Origin of the sequence: Alteromonas sp. KUL106 (genome assembly GCF_009811415.1) — a bacterium.
Classification (GTDB): domain Bacteria; phylum Pseudomonadota; class Gammaproteobacteria; order Enterobacterales; family Alteromonadaceae; genus Alteromonas.
Map to the genome: position 1 here is coordinate 1 of NZ_BLIG01000048.1, position 18,428 is coordinate 18,428.

An 18,428-nucleotide genomic window follows, 5' to 3' on the forward strand; every position below is an offset into this window, starting at 1 on the left:
CAATTATCTATGCGGATTGGTATTAAGCGTCAGGTGTTTGGTCTTCGCGTTTTTACTGTTCGAAAGTTACAGAAAACGTGACAGGTACCGTAGTCGTTATACTCTGTAGACCGGCAATCTTTTGAAGTGCCGCAACACCCTCTCCAAGCCCAAACGACTCTGCTTTGATTAGCGTTGGGGCCGTGGTTGATACCGTTAACGTATCGTCGCTCACTCTGCTTGCTTGCACCGAAAATGATGTAGGTACCGCTTTGCCGTGCAACGTTAATATGCCGTCTACTTTTCCGTTAACTACATCACCTGCCTGTAGGTTCGTCATCGAGTCAGGGAGGGTTGCTTCAAACGTTGCTTGTGCAAATTTAGTGACATTAAACAGCATTTCTTGCATGCGCTCGTTGCGAATATCAATTGCTGTGTTAACCGACGCTAAGTCAACAGCAACGCTAAGTTTACCGCTATCAGACAGTGAGCCTTCAAAGCTATCAAATTCATGTACTTCAGTGACTTGGGCGTTCTTCGTTGATAAAAAATGCAGCACGCTTGTTTCGCCGTCAATCGACCAATCAGCTACGGCAGGAAATGCCAGTCCACAGGCTAGCAATGCTGTCGATAACGCGTGAATACGTGTAGTCATCATAAGTTACTCCTTTTACTATTAGGTTCCATCTGGCTTGATTTAACCATGACCAGAGTAATGAGGCCCAGCAACATTACCACGCTATTATACGTAGCTTAGCAAACTGCGCTATTTGTTTTATACGCGCTAATGCTGATGCGGGTTTACAAAATCATCATACTGGACAACGTCTTGCCATGGCACTCGTTGATCGCCCATTACCACAAAATCTGGGTTCTCTAGCGAATGACGCTGATTATATGTGAGAGGTTCGAAGTTCGCTGCCGCAATACTGCCACCGGCTTCTGAAACAATGCACTGAGACGCCCCGGTATCCCATTCGCCAGTAATGCCAATGCGCATAAAGACGTCGGCTTTGCCTTCTGCGATGAAGCACGCTTTCAGCGAACAGCTTCCTAGAGGTAGAGTTTGATAAACGCGCTTAGCACACATTCTGCTGAGCACTTTTTCCCGTGATTGACGGCGACTAATTGCAATCATAACAACGCTATTTTTAGGGTCGTCTAATTTACGCACTTTGATGGGATGGTCGCCGTCTGGGGACGATTTAAACGCGCCCTTGCCCTTTTGTGCGTAATACAATGACTGCCCTGGAGGCCAGAATATTACGCCAATGGTTGGTTCGTTGTTTTCTATCAAAGCAATGTTAACTGCGAAATCACCGCTTCGCGCGATGAATTCTTGGGTACCGTCAATGGGGTCGATAAGCCAATATCGAGGCCAATGCTTTCGCTCTTCTAAACTTGCGTGCTTATTTTCTTCTGACAGGATAGGAATGTCAGGTGTCGCGGCTTTAAGGCGCTTATTTATGATATCGTTAGCCAAATAGTCTGCGCTGGTGACGGGAGATTCATCGTCTTTTTGGTAAGCATCAAAATCACCTTTATCGTACACTTCTAATACAGCTTCGCCAGCTTCTATGGCAATTTTTTTAGCAAGTTCTAGTAGGTCGGCATGGGCGTCATCGGGCATAGTTTATTGTTCCTTAAACCACTTTTGAGCTAAAAACAGCGCGGCTATGCAGCGTGCTTCTATAAAGTCTTCTCTAGCAAGTAAAGCATCTGCTTCATCTAAAGGCCAATGAATTACCTCAAGCGGTTCAGGCTCATCGCCCTCTAGTTGTTTTGGATACAAGTCGCGGGCCAATACGATCGTCATGTTGGCATTAAAAAAGGTAGGAGCCATGCTCACTTTGTGAAGTTCGATAAGGTCGTGAGCAGCAAAGCCGGCTTCTTCTTGAAGCTCGCGATTGGCCGCTTCAATAGCACTCTCACCGGGGTCAATCAGACCTTTTGGAAAACCAAGTTGATACGAGTGCGTGCCCGCGGCATATTCGCGAATTAACACCATGGTGTTTTCATCTAGCATTGGCACAATCATCACCGCGCCTCTGTTACCGCCAGCCATGCGCTCGAATTCACGGGTGGCGCCGTTAGAAAACTCAAGGTCTAGGCGCTCTACCCTAAAGAGTTTGCTTTGGGCAACGATTTCACGAGAATGAATTTGTGGTAACGGTTTGTTCGGATCAATTTTCGGCATGTCTCTCGCTACAACTTTGTTATCATACTTGTATACAATTTATTAGCTTACTTCATTATAAGGAAAATCGCTTGCCCTTTCTGCCCTGGAATGAAATAGATACAGTACTACTCGATATGGACGGAACCTTGTTGGACCTTCATTATGATAATCAGTTCTGGCTGCATCATCTACCCAAGCGTTTAGCAGAGTTGCGAGGTATTTCCGAAGCACAAAGTCAGCAGGAAATGACGGAGCGTTATGAAGCAGTGTTTGGTCAAATTCAATGGTACTGCTTAGATTACTGGGCTGAGTCGCTCGCATTAGACTTAGAAAACGAATTTATGCCGCTAAAGCGCGAGCTTGCTCATTTGCTCGCCCTTCGAGAAGATACGATCCCCTTTCTCGATGCCCTTCACGCTTCAGGTCGAGAAGTTGTGTTGGTGACCAACGCGCACCCTAATAGTCTGGCACTTAAGATTGAACATACTCAGCTTGACGCCCACATCGACAACTTGATTTCTACCCATGAGTTTGGCGTAACGAAAGAGTCCCAATTATTGTGGGAGCGTTTGCAAAAACGCATTAAATTCGACGCCAGTCGCACCTTGTTTGTCGATGATTCGCTGCCGATATTGAATGCGGCGAAAACGTTCGGCATTAAACATTTATTAGCAGTTGATAACCCTGACAGTACGCTGCCTAACAGAAATATTAGCGAGTTTCCTGCGGTGCGTGACTATCGTTTAATGCTTAATGATATTAGTGCTAACCCAGTAGGTAATGCCGCGAAAGGACATTTTTAAAGGACGAAAGCAAATGGTCTCCGATACAATTTATGTTGGGTCGATAAACCCAGTTAAGATTAACGCCGCGTTAAATACCTTGTCTGACACCTTGGAACATGACTTTGATGCGCAAGGAATGGCGGTGCCAAGCGGCGTGCCTGAGCAGCCAATGAGCGAGGAAGATACTCGCTTAGGCGCAATAAACCGGGTTAAAGCAATGCTCACCCATCATCAAGGTGGATTGTCTGATGCGTGGTATGTTGCTATTGAAGGAGGAGTGGATGTCTTTGAAGATGGCCCGGCAACGTTTGCTTATGTTGCTATCTATCACGAGGGGCATTGGTCAGTGACAAGAAGTGCAAGCTTACCCCTTCCCGTTAGCGTTTATCAGGCGCTGCAGCGAGGCGAAGAACTTGGGCCGGTTATGGATAAGCTCTTTGATATGACGAATGTCAAACAAAAAGGGGGGGCGATTGGTTTACTTACGTTAAATCACGCCACCCGACAAAGTGTATATGAAGTAGCGTTAACTTTAGCGATGGCTAAGTTTCACTTTCCCGACCTGTATACCGATTAGTTGTTACGCTTCACTACGGTTGTATAACCACGGCTTGTTAAAAAAGCGCTGACCGCTCACGAAAGGCCACTCTCTGCCGTGAGCTTTAGCTTTTATCGTTTACCTTCTCACGCTCACCAAGAGTACGCCAAGTTGCTCTGAAATCTTTACCGCGTTACGTAATCTTTTCTGAACGATCCCGTTAATGTTATACGCCTTTGTTGGTGTGATTTTTTCAACTCTATGAATTAAAAAGAAAAAATAGATTTTGTCAGCTTGGCGTTTTAGTTGCACCACCTTTATCCCAAAAGGATTAAGGAGAGTGACAATGAGTGAGACAATTAATACCTACAACCCTGCAACGGGTGAAAAAATCGATCATTATCATTTGATGTCAGTTGAGGACGCAGAGCAAGCCGTGACGCGTTCACAAGAAGCATACTTGAATTGGCGTCGTACATCATTTGAGACTCGCGCGGATTTATTCAACAACCTCGCTGACCTCATGGAAGAGCGAATTGACGATTTAGCCAGTTTAATGACCCGCGAAATGGGAAAAGTTAAGGCACAGGGTAAGCAAGAAGTGCAGCTATGTGCGGGTATTTGTCGTTACACTGCTGAGCATGGCGCATCTATTTTAGAAGATGAGCATCGAATTTTTGAAGGTGGCCGTGCCATTATCACTTATCAGCCTATTGGCGTCATTTTGGGTATTCAACCTTGGAATTTCCCGCTGTATCAGGTAATTCGCTATAGCGTTTCAAACATTATGGCAGGTAACACCACGGTACTTAAACACGCACAAAATGTCTTTGGAATGGCGCAGGCTATTCAGCAAATGTATGAAGATGCAGGCTTTCCTAAAAATGTATATCAGTCATTGTTAATAGATGGCAGTACAGCTAGCGATTTGATTAAGCATAAGTATGTCCGCGGCGTCACATTCACAGGGAGTGATGAGGTGGGTAAGCAGGTGGCAAAAGAAGCAGCAAGCTTATCGAAAAAAACCGTTATGGAGTTGGGAAGTAATGATGCCTTCTTAGTACTTGAAGATGCGGATATCGATAATGCCGTAGAAATGTGTATTCAAGGCCGAGTCATCAATAACGGCGAAACGTGCGTGGCGGCGAAGCGCTTTGTTATTGTAGATAGCGTGTACGACGAATTTAGAGATAAGTTTGTTGCGCAGTGCAAGAAGTTGAAAGTGGGCGACCCTACAGACGAAAATACCGATTTAGGGCCCATGGCGCGTGAGGACTTACGAGATGAATTGCACGACCAAGTTAAAAAGTCGTTGGAAAATGGCGCAAAACTGACCCTTGGTGGAGAAGTGCCAGATACAAACGGATACTTTTATCCCGTTACCATTCTTGAAGAAGTGTCGCCAGGCATGCCAGCCTACGATGATGAATTATTTGGTCCGGTTGCATCACTTATCAGAGTGCGTGATGACAAGCAGGCAATGGAAGTGGCGAACGATTCTCGCTACGGACTTGGCGGCGGTATCTTTAGCGCCGATACTGATAAAGCGATTTCATTAGCAAAAGACGAGTTTGATACGGGTATGGTGAATATCAACGGCTATTCGTTAGCTCAGCCTAATCTGCCCTTTGGCGGCGTTAAAGATAGTGGTTATGGCCGTGAGCACGGTGGTTATGGTATGCGCGAATTCGTCAATATCAAAACCATTATGGTAGCGGAAAAATCGACTGACTAACGTAGAGCAAAATACGTTCATAGAAAAGCGGACACTGTTAAGTGTCCGCTTTTTGTTTAATAACCTTTCTGTGGAATTACTGCGGTGCAAAGGGCAGTGGAATAGGCGTACCGTTAACGGTGGCTTTCCCATCTTTTAAGGTAAGTTTGGTTTCATATCCATTTTCAGTTTCTTTTATTAGACCTTGCTGCGCAAATGTACCTAACATCATGGGCGTTTGCTGATCCACAACAGCTTGAAGCTCTTCTGCTGTCATACTTTGCGCCTGGGGCGTTGCCAAAATTTGGCCCATCATGTAGCCAGACGCCATGCTCTCTGCAAAGGCCTTGTCCGCGGTAATTTGAGCATCAGCCAGCAGATGGGTTACCCAATAACCCGCATCTTCTAAGGTGCCAGGCAGGGCGTCTATGCCAACGAGTTTTGTGCTAGCGTGAGCATTAAACGAGCCTTCGGGTAATGTTGCTTTTAGTGTCGTAATGTTTAGTTCAGGTTCTGCTTTAAGTTGGGTGAGCAAGTTTGCGTTCACAAACTCCATAAGCTTCTCTGGCACTTCTTCAGAAGGCACAAGGAGTGAAGCATTGCTGAATTCTTGATATGCCTTGATGAAATCGATATCTAAATTATTAAGCGCTACACCCAGAACCATATTGGTGGCTTCAATTTCAGGGCCGACGATTTTATCAATCGCATATTCGACGTAAATATTGGCGGTATTATCTTCGTCGTTTACTTCTGTATTTGTAACAAGGGCAATATTATCCAGCTGAACTTTTGAGTCTGGCTCTAGCCCGTTGATTTCCATATTTTCAATCAGTGCTTTTACCTTTGATTCAAAGAGATCGCCTTTCAATGCTTCTACAATGCTACCTTGGTAGCTTATGTCCATCGATAAATTAGACACTGTCATAGACACATCATCAGCATTAATACTGAGTGATTCGCCCAGAGAGGTATAGATAGTCTCATTGCCTTTTGGCTCGGCTTCGCCTTTAAAACCTGAGAAAAGTAGCGTGAAATTGTCTTCTTCACTGGTCGCGCTCAGTGCCGGAATAACATCCGCATAATGCAAACCACCGAATAAGCCCACTACGCCTTCATTGTGGTAGATAGGCATTTGTCTATCCCACTGTACGTATTCTCTAAGCTTATCACCATCGATGGATACGGTATAATGAACGCGGCCTAAACCTATACCGTCGCCGAAATATAAGGGACCATGGTGCGCTACGAGCGTCGCCACCACGCCTGGATTCTCTTCAAATGGCATTTCACCAGAATCCACATTTTGCGCATTCATCAGTGCCTGAAAATCAACGGCGAGCTTTACTTCTGCCGTGGTAGAAAACCAGCCTTTGTGGTAAGAAAGTACCTGTGCTGAATAGAGTGCTTGCTGATTTATTTCGTTGACAGCCGACGTAACATTGTCTTGTACGCTATTACCAATGAAATAGGGCGCGACACCAAGTGCGACTAGGGTAACCCCTGCGCCTGCTAGAAGAGATTTGTTCATTTTACAATCCTTTGTTAAGAATGTTCCGGTTTGCCCTGATATATCAATATCAGGGCGGACTGGTATTATATTGTACAAACTAGAGTTGAATAGCAATGTAGCCGTTGTTGTTAGGCGTACCAAATAAGCGTGATGCCTGATGGACTTCCTCTGGCAAACTTTCATCGGGTTTGAATTTACCACTTACACGAATGTTTTTCATATTGGTGGGAATCACGGCATCCATAGATAGGCTAAGTAGGTTCGGTTCACTTACCGTTATGCCGATATCCTCGCCTTCGCAGCGAAGTTTCGCCGAGTAGGTGCCGAAATCAATCGGGCCTTGGGTGCCCGCTACTGTTGCATTTAACCAGTCCCCGGTGCCACTTAGTGACTGACATGCAGGCCCAAAAGTTAACTCATCAAGCGATACCTTAAAACGCCCGCCAGCGTTGACGGGTAACGGTAAGCGAACTTGTGCAATCACTCGGTCTACCGGCAGATAAAGCGTAAAGTTTTCAGTGTTCACTGTACTTTGACTAAACAGCTCAGTTGTTATGGGGCCTTCAAACGCAATGTCGTTTTTATCGCGAATGTTTCCCGCTTTCAGGTCTAACTTCACTTTACCCATTAACATGTATAGCGGGCTAAGTTCCCATCTAACGTTGCTGATAGGTAAACCATTGATCACCAGCGTTTGTGCTTTACCTGAAAACAAGGTGCCGCTGACGCCGCTGACCGAAATATTACTTGGCAACGATACGCGGCCAATTACCTGAGTCGCAGGCATGTAGGCTATGGCAAATAACAGAAAGGCGATAACACCGCCTATAATCCAACTAACTTTCGACTTCATGCTTTACCTAACTGTAGTCGGCGAATTTTGATATAGCCTGGTGCATCGGCTTCGGCAATATCGGCTTGAAGGATAACCACACCCATGTTCTCCATGGCTTTAAGCCAATCTAAAACGCTGTTGAAAGGGGCTTGGTCTACCCATACTTGCAGCTCTTCACCCTGAGGCTGCATACGTGAAATGGCAATGTCGTGCTGCGCAGTGGTGCGATTTACCGCTTGGGGCAAAGAACCAGAGAACGCGCGCTTACCGCCGCTAACACGACGTAACTGCTGGGCCCTAGCTGCACTTTCTTTTACCCACACCAACAGTGACTGCTGGTTATCAAGTAGCTGTCTTTGTCTATCTAATGAAGCGTTGAGGGGAGACCAAACCGCAAAATAAAATAGGGCAATTACAATCATAACCGCTGAGAACAATACGAGTTTTTGCTCGCGTTCAGTGAGCGCTTTATACTTTTCTAAAAGTGCGTTCATAAGGTGCTCCTTACTGACACTGTGCCGACAACGCCGTCGTCTCGATTGTTGATAGCGCCTTGCTCAACCGCAAACCCAGCGTTTTCCGCTGTACGCTTAAACTGCTCTAACGCCTCGAAGTTCTTGCCCTGAGCCTGAATGCGAATTTCCGTGCGCGATGCGTCGAAACGCAGCGTTTGCGGCTTCACGTCAGTGGCTGAAAACGCGGGTACAAGCTGATCTAGCATGACTAGCATAGAGGCATCGCCACCACCTTGTTCTAATTTTGCTAGTTCGCTTTGAAGCTTTAATTTTACGTTACGGTAAGTACCGATATTAGGAAATCCTGCTTTTACCGCAGCATCTATCTCGCTGCTTAGCGCCTGATTTTGCGCTTTAAGTTGATAGAGAGAAACCCCTTTATCAATGAGGCTGGTACATAAGACTAGCACCGCAAGAACGGCAGCGACACGCCATTGGTTCAATACGCCGCTACGTTTACGTTTAATTTTGTATTCACCTTGGCACAGGTTAAAGCTACTTTGCATCGCTTCTTTAGCCAGTACCTGCATAGGTAACTCCAGCGGCGCCTGCGCTTCTTCAATGTTTGGCAAGCTGCTCAAATCGATGCCAGCGTAGTTGGTAACCGTCACCGGGTTTTCTTGCTGTGCCGTGAAGTGAATAAGCGTTGGCAGCAACCAGGCCTGCTCTCCCTGGACGCCTTTGAAAGTATCTTGGCGCACCAACAACTGCTCGCCAAGCGTTAATACTGACCAGCCGTCTTGCGTTACAGGTACGGCAAGAACATCAGGAATAATGGTGTCGCAAAAGAGACCTGCTTCACCTAGCCATGATTGCCACATTTCCATTTTTTCATGGCTGACCACCGCCACTGCTTGCTTGTCGCCGCGCCTTGGACCAATTGCAAAAAACTGTTGGCTGATATCGGTTGCCAGCTCATCTTCAAGCATAAACGGGATGGCGGATATGACTTTACGGCCCGCCTTAGGCGGCAGCTCAACCCATTTAAGCAGTATGTCGCTGCTTGGTGCTAGGGCAATGACGCTTCGCTGACCTGCCCGCTCGGAAAGTGTAGGCAAGTCTTCTGCACTGGAAAGTTCACCAGAAGCGATGATCTCATCTTCCGTTTTTGAATAAACGAGCCAGCTTATCGGGTCGGTGTAGTTGGCGCCTAAGCGCACCAATAATTGTTCCATTAATAGGTTCCCCCAAACTCGCGATTCACAATGCGCACGCCGCTATCAGCGCTAGCATGAAACACGGTGGAAAGCTTAAAAGTTGCTTTGTTGTACTGTGTTTTTGTGTGCAACATAAAATATTCAGTGTTAACGGAAAACCATGCTTGTCGAGAGCTCGTTAAATTAAGCGCTTGAATAGATGGTTCACTTAAAAATGCATTGGTATCGTCCCACCCATTTTGCGGGCGACTACTCAGCAGGCTCGAGGCTTGTTGAATATCAAGCCCAGTCAAACCGGCAAGCAAAGGTGCATCTTCTTCTTCTAACGTGTTGACGTTAATTTTTAACTCATTGTAATCGGGTATTACACAAACGAGGGGTAAAACCTTGTCGAGCCATTCTGGTGACACACCGTTAATAATACGCAATTCGCTTTTCGATGCCAGTGGTCCGTTAGCTGCTAAGTAAGGAAACTCTCGTGATTCATATTCACTGTCTTCAGCCCCATAAGGTCGCATACTGTCATCTTCATCTACCCAGTCGGCCAAACTGTCACGCAGCGTGTCAGCCGTATAGTTGTCTAAGCCATCAACGCTTAGCGATAGTAACATGGTGTGGAAGGCTTCCATGGCTTCGGTGGTGTCACTCGAGGTACTATTATTGGTGTTATTTGACGCACTGCCAGACACGATGGCATTTAAATTAAAGCACGCTTGCAAATCTTCCAAGTTGGCGGTCAGTCCGCCGTTTTCTAATGGATAGGTAAATTCTTGTGCCCAGGGCTGATCAATAGAAATAACCTCAGCACTTTCCTCTACCAACAATTGAATCGATTTTCGTGCAAAAGCTTCCGCGCCCATAGCATACCAATAGGCTTGATTGTTATCTTTAAGGTTCATCGTGCGCTGAACCTGAAGCTGTAAGCGCGTGCCCATTTCGGTCGCGAGCACGGCCACCAAAGCCACAATCATAAGCACAATCATAAGTGCCACGCCTTTCTGCTTCTTTGGTGGAGCGCTAAACCTACGTGCTGCTTGTGGTTTCACATGGTTACATGAGGCTGACCTAATCATCATGTTGAGCTACCCGTGGTTAGCGTGAACTCTCTACGAATTTTGCCAAAGTCTTTGCTTACAAATTCTATCGCCACCGCTCGAGGAAGTGCAGTGCCTTTATAATCGTCACTCCAGGAAAGTTCCTCGTCTTCATCTAATGATTCATTATTGGAGGTGGCAAGAAACTCTATCTTAAGGCTTTCCACTTCCTCTAACAGCACACGCACCTTGGGCTCGTAGCCAATAACATTATCAACATAGTTACTGTACAAGCGCTCTAACCTATTCTCGTTCAAGCGGTATGCGACATATTGAAGCGTACTTCGAGGCAGCATGAGTTGGGGGTTGTGCCAACCTCCGCGTACAAAGCCTATTCCGTCATCCATGCTATCATCAACCTCGCCACCGGCCATTACCACATCTTGTTTTTCACCGTTAACGCGAGCAGCGCGAGGCACAGCTTGCTGAAGGTCGCGTTCAATGGTGATCATGGCCCGCTGCAACAGTTGAAGCTTGGCAAAACGCTCTTCTGAAATGTCGTTGCTGTCGATAACTGTCGTAAGCAGACCTGTAGAAGCTAGGCCAATGAGTGTAAAAATGGCCATTGCGATCAGTATTTCAATAAGCGTAAAACCGCGCTGCATACTAATTTCCCGCCGTTGGCTTAGCGACAAATGTTGTCACTGAAGTCACCGAACTGCGGTAGTTTTCATCTTCACCTACAGAAACAGTAACGGCCCGTAAATCGTTGTCGTTTGTTTTCGCCACCGTTTGCTGCCAATACCACGTTCGGTCGGCCATCTCCATCGTACCTTTTAGGTTGTTCTTAGGCGGCCATGTGTTATCTAGCTGTAACTGGTTTAAGCGATTACTTGCCACCCAATTCGCGAAGGTAATAGATTCGATTTGACCCACACTTGATAAGTGTTCACCTGCGGCTTTGAGGACGGCGGTACCAGTGAGAGCGAAAATAAGTAGAGCGACCATGACTTCAAGTAGGGTTAGCCCTCTTTGGTAAAAGGAGGTACTCATATCGGTGTTATGCTTTGTGAAGCCCGTTTTTAGTAATGCCTTTTCTAAAGACGGTTTAGCAGTACGCCTGTAAAAAATAAACAGTCTCAAAGTGGAAATTCTCATAACAGGCACGCTCATAATGGATTCGCCAGAGGCCCTTCAAGCACTAAAGGTGGTAGATCTTTATTTTGCAGGCTGAAATAAACCGGCTCGTCGCCTTCATCGCCTTCGTAATTAAACGATACGGTAAAGGGGGTGATTTCACCGCTCGACATAATGAGTATTTGTGGAGGAGGTAGCTTCTTTTCTTCTTCTTTACCTATTTCAACGCCCTCGTCAGAAACACTTAACTTTTCGTCAAATATCTCTCTATCAAAGAGCCTGTCTTCTACATCCCAAGGTAAGTCGTCTAAGTTTAATGTGAAAGTAAAAGGTTCCGGCAACGTATAAGGCTCGTACGTCTTTTCACCCTCAATGCGCTGCCACTCATCATTGTCATCTAAGTAAACAAAGTAATACTTGTTATCGTCAGCCTCGAAGCGAACACCAAGCTGTTGCTGATTTAATACGGCAAAGTCGCTGGCCATGTCGACAATAACTTGTAGGCGTTGCGCCTGGCTTTTCAATAAGTCAGACTGACTTGCACCAAAGGCGTTGAACATAACATAGCCGGCGGCCAGCCCCATAAGCAGCAGTACTAGCATGACTTCTAAAAGGGTAAAGCCAGCTCTATAAAACGATGTACTGCCGCTGTAGCGCATAAAGGTTAGTTCAGGTATTCGTTAATGTTCCAGTTACCGATGTCGTCGTCAGTACCTGGTTCACCGTCTGGACCATTTGAGAAAATATCAACGACACCGAGTTCTCCTGGACTAATCAATGCGTAAGGGTTACCCCATGGATCTTCAGGAAGGCGCTTAATAAATCCGCCTTCAGGGTAGTTACGAGGAATGGGGTCGATGGTAGGTGCGGTTACCAGAGCATCTAAGCCTTGCTCAGTCGTTGGGAAACGATTGTTGCGCAGTTTGTACATTTCAAGCGCACTTTCCATTTGTTGAATATCAACCGCCGCCTTTTTAAGCTGCGCTTCTTCTTGGTTACCTAAAATCTGCGGAGCAACCATAGAGGCCATAATACCGATGATTAAAAGTACGACCATGACTTCAATCAAACTGAAACCAGAACTGCGATTAAGTGTTTTCATTAAATATTCACCATGTTGTTCAATGCTAAAATTGGCTGCAATATTGCCATAACGATAAACAGAACAATGCCTGCCATCGATACAATAAGTAAGGGTTCAAATACCTTAAGTGAGACACCAATAAGCGCTTCAAATTCCCTATCTTGATTATCTGCTGCTCGGGCTAGCATTTGCTGAAGCTCGCCCGACTTTTCACCCGATGCAATCATATGCATCATCATGGGTGGAAACATTTTTGTGTTATCCAGCGCCGCACGTAGGCTGCTGCCCTCTTTTACGTTGATTGCGGCATCTGCCACTTGATTCTTAATATGCTGATTTTCCAGTACGTCGCCAGAAATACGCATAGCTTCTAGAAGGGGAACGGCACTGGCACTCAATATACTCAATGTACGAGCAAAGCGGGCCGTGTTTAAACCCCGCGATACCCGTCCTATCAATGGCAAGGTTAAAAGGGCTCTGTGGTAGCGCAGCTTCATGTGTTTCTGCTGCAGTAAGCGCTGTATGATAACAGTGAACACGCCAATGCCGATAAGCATAAACACGCCGTAGTTTTGCAGCCAGTTACTTACCGAAATAAGAAATTGTGTAATGCCCGGCAGGTCCTGTCCCATATGGTCAAATTGCCCAACAATTTTGGGTACTACCACCGTCAAAAGCAGCAACACAATGCCTACAGCAAAAAACAACATCAATAATGGGTAAATCATGGCTTGAGTAATTTGGCTTCGGGTTTGCTGTCTTCGCTCAGTATAGTCTGCTAAGCGATTCAGTACCGTGTCAAGGTGCCCTGATTTTTCACCCGCTGCCACCATGGCGCGGTATAACTCGTCAAACACACTGGGGAATTGACCTAATGCATCGGCCAAGCCGTGCCCTTCAACCACTTTGCTGCGCACCGCCATCATCATGTTTTTCTGACGGGGCTTTTCGCATTGTTCGGCCACCGCGAGCAGCGCTTCTTCAACAGGAAGCGCTGATTCAACGAGGGTAGCAAGCTGGCGTGTAAGCAGCGCTAAATCTGATGCTGAAATACGAGGTTTGAATAAGGCAAAGGAAAACCCTTTGCCTTCATTTTGCGAGCGCTCTGCAACTTGCTCAACTTCAAGGGGAATCAGCCCTTTCTCGCGCAGTTGCTGTCGCACCTGACGTGCATTATCGCCTTCAAGTACGCCATTTGTATTTTTACCGCGGGCATTAACCGCCTTATAAGCGAAGGCCGCCATTTAGTCTTCCCTCGTGACTCGAAGCACTTCTTCAAGTGAGGTGGCGCCAGAAAGCACCTTGCGGCAGCCGTCTTCACGAATACTCGGGGTAGACTGTCTGATGTATCGCTCAATAGCTTGTTCGCCGACCCCTTCGTGCATCATTTCACGTACTTTTTCATCTACCAGCAGTAGCTCGTGAATACCCGTACGTCCGCGGTATCCGGTTTGGTTACACGCGGCGCAGCCGTGCGGTTTATAAATAGTGGTGCTACTGGTGGCCCCTTGGCCTAATATTTCAAGCTCAGAGGCGTCAGGCGTATGAGGCTTCTTACATTCAGGGCACAATGTCCGTACCAGGCGCTGCGACAATACGGCCAGTAAACTCGAAGACAGTAAGAAAGGCTCAATACCCATGTCTTCCAAACGGGTAATCGCGCCCGCTGCTGTATTGGTATGCAGAGTAGAAAGTACCAAGTGACCGGTTAAACTGGCTTGCACCGCAATTTGCGCGGTTTCGATATCACGAATCTCGCCCACCATCACCACGTCTGGGTCCTGACGCAAAATTGCGCGAAGGCCCCGAGCAAAGGTCATATCAACCCGAGGGTTAACCTGAGTTTGTCCAATTCCAGGAAGGTCAAATTCGATAGGGTCTTCAACCGTTAAGATGTTTCTGTCTCGCGAATTTATCTCAGAGAGCCCAGCGTACAAGGTTGTACTTTTACCTGAACCGGTGGGGCCAGTAACCAAAATAATTCCATGAGGCTTGCGAATGAGCGTAGAAAAATGATTGCGGTTTTGTAGCGTCATGCCTAAATCCTCTAGATTCAGGCGGGCGTTGTTTTTATCCAAAAGACGCAACACCACGCGTTCGCCGTGACTAGATGGCATAGTAGAAACACGCACGTCCACCGCGCGGCCAGCAATGCGAAGCGTAATACGGCCGTCTTGGGGCACACGTTTCTCAGCAATGTCTAATTTCGCCATAACCTTAATACGCGATACCAACATGGATGAAAGCTTGCGATTAGGGCGCAAAATCTCGCGCAGCACACCGTCTACCCTGAAGCGAACCACGAGCTGGTTTTCGAAGGTTTCAATGTGAATATCCGACGCGCCTTCTTTGATTGCTTCGCCAAGCATGGCGTTTATAAGTTTGATAATTGGGGCGTCGTCTTCGCTGTCGAGCAGATCTTCGGTATCTGGTAAATCTTCTGCTAGGGCAAACAGATCACTTTCGTTGCCAAGATCTTCCATGAGCTGTTTCGCCGCTGAACTGTCTCGTTGAAAAGCGCTAGTGAGTAGACTTTCAAATTCGTCAGCGGGGATGGTTTTCGGAACAAAAGGCTCGCCGTAGAAGCGACGAACCTCAGCAAATACGTCAAACGGTGTGTTCTCTGTAAAATAAAGTACAGCGGGCGTTTCGTTGGTTTCAAGCAACACCTGGTTACGCTTGGCAAAACTAAACGATAATTGCTTAGGGCCAGCTTCCGCTTCAGGCAAACCGGCGTCTTCACCCATGGCTTCTAGGGCTTCTTCTTGCGCCTCTATTGCTTGAGTAAGTTGTTCGTCTTGCCCCGCCATACTAGTCGTTACCTTCTTTTTGTTTTTCTTTCTCTGTTAAATACTCTTCAAAAGAAGGGGGCAGTGAAAGTGCATCATCCCATTGTGGCATGGTTGGTGTCTCGGCAGACGGCATGAGAGATACACCCTCTTGCTGACGTTTAAGCTGTAGCGCGCGAATGTAGTTATACTTGCGATGGCTTATAGCATTCATGGTGGCACCGTCACGTACAATGGTCGGTTTCAAAAACACCATCAAATTACGCTTACGCTTGCTCGTCGACGTGGTTTTAAACAGATGCCCCAGAATTGGAATATCACCCAGTAACGGCACTTTAGACACACTTTCTTGCACGTCTTCATCGATGAGGCCGCCAAGAACAATGGTGCCACCATCATCCACAATTACAGTGGTTTTGATTTCACGCTTGTTAATTGAAATATCTACCGACGTTGCACCGCTTACGCTCGACACCTCTTGTTCGATAAGAAGCTGTACCGCGTCGCCTTCATTAATTTGAGGCGTGACTTTTAACTTAATACCCACCTCTTGGCGATCAACCGTCTGGAACGGGTTAGAGTTGTTCGCACCGGTTGTAGTCCCTGTAATAATAGGTACTTCCTGACCAACGATGAAAAACGCTTCTTCGTTGTCCATGGTAGTTAGATGAGGTGTGGCAAGAATATTTGAATTGGTGTCGGTACTAACAGCTTGAACCACTGCGCCCCAGCCATTTTCGATAACGCCAGCAATTAGGCCGTTGGCACCGCCAAGAAGGCTAGCAAGCGCGGTAAAGTCGCCTTCGATCGTGTCCGTTGTTTCCACCACTTCACCGTTAGCTGTGATGTTCGTTTGGGTGGTTTCTCTATCCTCAGCCTGTCGTAGTGCTACAGCTAATGAGCCTACACCTATAACGCCGTTATTGAACTGTGTACCACCGCCCTCTTCTGAAACCCACTGCACACCTAACGTATTACCGTCACCTTCAAAGACTTCAACGATAATGGCTTCAACCTGTACCTGTGCACGGCGAATATCAAGCTGACGTACTACTTCTTCAAGCGAGCGCATCATATCCGGCTCTGCAGTAATTACGATAGCGTTAGAATCTTCGTGTGCGTCGATGCTAATTTCGCGGTTTGAGCCCGTTCGACGAGTCGTGGTGCCGCCGCCTTGCTCTTCCGCCTGAATACTGGCTGATACGCCCTGTAGAACTTTCACTAGGTCTTCTGCTTTGGCGTAGTTAAGAAACAGTACGCGAGTGTTGCCATTAGACTCAAGCTCTTGGTCCATGCGCTGTATAAGGTTAATAAGGCGCTGACGGGCTTTTATATCGCCACTTACGATAACCGAGTTTGTTCTGTCGTCTGCAACCGCGCGCGGCTCAGACTTACCACCTGTATTTGCTTTGCCCTGAGACTTATTGATGCTGTCGATAATGCGCACCATTTCTGATGCAGAAGCATAACGCAGCTTTACAATTTCAACTTCTTCGTCACCGGCGCGATCGACACGTTCAATGATCTCTACCAAGCGGTTAACCACCGCAGCGCGACCTGTCAGCATCATCACGTTTGATGGGTCGTGGCTGACCACGTTACCGCCGCCCGCTTGGTCATTCAACTGTCGTAAAATTGGAGCAAGTTCACGTACCGGAACGTTGTACACAGGAACAACGCGGGTAATCATTTCATCGCCGTCGCGATTTGCGCCCTCTACGACCGGAATGTTCGATGTTTTCGCGTCTTTAGAGCGAACCACTTTTAATATGCCGCTTGGCATTTCTACAACGGCAAAGTCATATACTTGAAGCACGTTTAAGAAAAACTGGTAATACTGATCTTCATTGAGCATGTCGTAGCTACGTACGCTAATTTTGCCACGAACGTTCGGGTCTACAATGATGGTCCGTTCAAGGTTTTTACCAACAATATTAATAAACTCATTAATGTCGGTATCTTTGAAATTAGGCATGTACTCAGCAGCCGTTACCGAGAAACATAGAAGCGCTGTACACATAGCTGTGCCTAAGCGAGATAATAGTTTGTGGCTGGTGCGCCTTTTCATTCTAACGTCCTTCATTTCCTAACCTTTAGATGGCTGGATTGCTTCGTAATCATCAGTGTATACCTAATCTAATAAGCACGAGCCGTTACCGTTATAGTTATTGTTACGCCTCGGGTAGATCTAGGTATAGCGTAGTTAAGCTGCCATCTCGAATAATCGTTAATTCTATATTTTGTGCATTGCGTAGCTCAGACAAAGCCTCTTGCGATTGTTGCAAGTCGGTAAGGTCTAGCCCGTTAATTTGGGTAATGACATCGCCTGCTTGGAGGCCGGCAGATTTAAATAACTCGGGTTCTTTTCCCGGGCTTACCTGATAGCCAATGAGTTGGCCTTCTTCTGTTTTTGGTGATATGGAGATGAAGTCCGTGAAACTTGCTGGACGCTCTCTGAGAGCGACGGTTGCTTCTAGCGCTTCATCACTCAACTCGACGGCATCTTCTTCGTACTCATCTTCCACTGGCTCAGGTCGGTTTCTTGCCTGCATTTCACGACGTCGATTCGCTTCTTCATAATCAATGCCATCAAGCATCAGGGTTTCGTTTCTTACCCCGTTCTTAATAATAACGCGGTCGTTGTAAACTTTTTGTAGTGTGGCATTAGTGCCTTCAATTTTTTCACCTAACCCGTAAACAGCTTGGCTTCCGCGATTTTCTATAATAGCGGTGCCGGCTTCTTGCTCAGAGCTTGCGACCACGCCTGTTAACGTGAGATTTAATCGCGTTTCTGGCGCGTCGGTTACCTCAGCAACCGGCTCGGCAGGCTTCGCTGCGGCGTTACCGAACAAATTCAACTGTTGTATTTTGGTGATGTTGACCCCATTTTTGCCGGAGGTCGAAGAAACAACTGGTGCCCGACTTACTGTGGGTGTCGCAGATAGTTGTGGTTCGGGTATAATTTGCCAAACAAGTTTGGCAGCAAACGCAATTAAATACAGGCTAAGCAGAACCACTACGATGGTGTGTAGCTGTTTTTGATGCTGGTTTAGATAAACAACCAGAGAATGTGGGTTGGGTTTATTGAATGTCATGCTGCCACTGATGGTACTGCTTTATTATAATATAGTGAATTTTTGGTTAACCGCGCTTTAGCAAACCCATAATA

19 protein-coding genes are annotated in these 18,428 nt (G+C 46.7%); 3 read left to right on the forward strand and 16 right to left on the reverse strand.

What is annotated here, in order from left to right; all coding sequences use genetic code 11:
* Positions 1 to 52: 52 nt before the first annotated feature.
* The 3 genes from GVO63_RS16655 to nudE form a co-directional block, all read right to left on the reverse strand.
* Complete coding sequence (locus GVO63_RS16655) at positions 53 to 637, reverse strand: YceI family protein (protein ID WP_159581376.1); 585 nt, start codon at positions 635 to 637, stop codon at positions 53 to 55.
* A 126-nt stretch (positions 638 to 763) separates the two neighbouring features.
* Positions 764 to 1,609: a 3'(2'),5'-bisphosphate nucleotidase CysQ gene (gene cysQ / locus GVO63_RS16660; protein ID WP_159491675.1), complete on the reverse strand. Its 846-nt coding sequence runs from the start codon at positions 1,607 to 1,609 to the stop codon at positions 764 to 766.
* A gap of 3 nt (positions 1,610 to 1,612) precedes the next feature.
* The gene (gene nudE, locus GVO63_RS16665) at positions 1,613 to 2,176 is read right to left on the reverse strand and encodes an ADP compounds hydrolase NudE (protein ID WP_159491673.1); all 564 of its coding nucleotides are present in this window, start codon (positions 2,174 to 2,176) and stop codon (positions 1,613 to 1,615) included.
* Positions 2,177 to 2,247: 71 nt separating this feature from the next.
* Between nudE and yrfG the strand changes: the two genes are divergently transcribed.
* From yrfG to GVO63_RS16680, 3 genes are all read left to right on the forward strand, one after another.
* Positions 2,248 to 2,961, forward strand: coding sequence for a GMP/IMP nucleotidase (yrfG, locus tag GVO63_RS16670; RefSeq protein ID WP_159491671.1), 714 nt, complete (start codon positions 2,248 to 2,250; stop codon positions 2,959 to 2,961).
* A gap of 13 nt (positions 2,962 to 2,974) precedes the next feature.
* Positions 2,975 to 3,520 carry an inosine/xanthosine triphosphatase gene (gene yjjX / locus GVO63_RS16675; RefSeq protein ID WP_159581378.1) on the forward strand — a complete coding sequence of 182 codons (546 nt, stop codon included), beginning with the start codon at positions 2,975 to 2,977 and terminating at the stop codon, positions 3,518 to 3,520.
* Positions 3,521 to 3,827: 307 nt separating this feature from the next.
* The gene (locus GVO63_RS16680) at positions 3,828 to 5,216 is read left to right on the forward strand and encodes an NAD-dependent succinate-semialdehyde dehydrogenase (RefSeq protein WP_159581380.1); all 1,389 of its coding nucleotides are present in this window, start codon (positions 3,828 to 3,830) and stop codon (positions 5,214 to 5,216) included.
* Positions 5,217 to 5,292: 76 nt separating this feature from the next.
* Here the strand turns inward: GVO63_RS16680 and GVO63_RS16685 are convergent, their stop codons facing one another.
* From GVO63_RS16685 to gspC, 13 genes are all read right to left on the reverse strand, one after another.
* Complete coding sequence (locus tag GVO63_RS16685) at positions 5,293 to 6,726, reverse strand: YdgA family protein (RefSeq protein ID WP_159581382.1); 1,434 nt, start codon at positions 6,724 to 6,726, stop codon at positions 5,293 to 5,295.
* Between the two features lie 79 nt (positions 6,727 to 6,805).
* Positions 6,806 to 7,561, reverse strand: a complete 756-nt coding sequence (locus GVO63_RS16690; RefSeq protein ID WP_159581384.1) for a type II secretion system protein N — start codon at positions 7,559 to 7,561, stop codon at positions 6,806 to 6,808.
* Positions 7,558 to 8,037: a type II secretion system protein GspM gene (gene gspM, locus GVO63_RS16695; protein ID WP_159491661.1), complete on the reverse strand. Its 480-nt coding sequence runs from the start codon at positions 8,035 to 8,037 to the stop codon at positions 7,558 to 7,560. Before gspM ends, GVO63_RS16690 begins: the two co-directional genes overlap by 4 nt.
* Positions 8,034 to 9,233 carry a type II secretion system protein GspL gene (gene gspL, locus GVO63_RS16700; protein WP_159581386.1) on the reverse strand — a complete coding sequence of 400 codons (1,200 nt, stop codon included), beginning with the start codon at positions 9,231 to 9,233 and terminating at the stop codon, positions 8,034 to 8,036. The genes gspM and gspL overlap by 4 nt, the downstream gene beginning before the upstream one ends.
* Positions 9,233 to 10,291, reverse strand: a complete 1,059-nt coding sequence (gene gspK, locus GVO63_RS16705; protein ID WP_268891657.1) for a type II secretion system minor pseudopilin GspK — start codon at positions 10,289 to 10,291, stop codon at positions 9,233 to 9,235. The genes gspL and gspK overlap by 1 nt, the downstream gene beginning before the upstream one ends.
* A complete protein-coding gene (gspJ, locus tag GVO63_RS16710) occupies positions 10,288 to 10,914 on the reverse strand; it encodes a type II secretion system minor pseudopilin GspJ (RefSeq protein WP_159581388.1) in 627 nt (208 codons plus the stop codon). The genes gspK and gspJ overlap by 4 nt, the downstream gene beginning before the upstream one ends.
* Position 10,915: 1 nt before the next feature.
* Positions 10,916 to 11,302 carry a type II secretion system minor pseudopilin GspI gene (gspI, locus tag GVO63_RS16715; protein WP_159581390.1) on the reverse strand — a complete coding sequence of 129 codons (387 nt, stop codon included), beginning with the start codon at positions 11,300 to 11,302 and terminating at the stop codon, positions 10,916 to 10,918.
* 116 nt (positions 11,303 to 11,418) lie between these two features.
* Positions 11,419 to 12,045, reverse strand: coding sequence for a type II secretion system minor pseudopilin GspH (gene gspH / locus GVO63_RS16720; RefSeq protein ID WP_159581392.1), 627 nt, complete (start codon positions 12,043 to 12,045; stop codon positions 11,419 to 11,421).
* Between the two features lie 5 nt (positions 12,046 to 12,050).
* Positions 12,051 to 12,488 (reverse strand): type II secretion system major pseudopilin GspG, encoded by a 438-nt coding sequence (gene gspG, locus GVO63_RS16725; protein ID WP_012520130.1) that lies wholly within the window; start codon positions 12,486 to 12,488, stop codon positions 12,051 to 12,053.
* Entirely contained in the window at positions 12,488 to 13,714 is a 1,227-nt protein-coding gene (gene gspF / locus GVO63_RS16730) for a type II secretion system inner membrane protein GspF (RefSeq protein WP_159581394.1), read from the reverse strand. Before gspF ends, gspG begins: the two co-directional genes overlap by 1 nt.
* Complete coding sequence (gene gspE, locus GVO63_RS16735) at positions 13,715 to 15,280, reverse strand: type II secretion system ATPase GspE (RefSeq protein WP_159491651.1); 1,566 nt, start codon at positions 15,278 to 15,280, stop codon at positions 13,715 to 13,717.
* Position 15,281: 1 nt separating this feature from the next.
* Positions 15,282 to 17,327, reverse strand: coding sequence for a type II secretion system secretin GspD (gene gspD / locus GVO63_RS16740; RefSeq protein WP_159491649.1), 2,046 nt, complete (start codon positions 17,325 to 17,327; stop codon positions 15,282 to 15,284).
* A gap of 103 nt (positions 17,328 to 17,430) precedes the next feature.
* Positions 17,431 to 18,354 (reverse strand): type II secretion system protein GspC, encoded by a 924-nt coding sequence (gene gspC, locus GVO63_RS16745; protein WP_159581396.1) that lies wholly within the window; start codon positions 18,352 to 18,354, stop codon positions 17,431 to 17,433.
* Between the last annotated feature and the right edge of the window lie 74 nt (positions 18,355 to 18,428).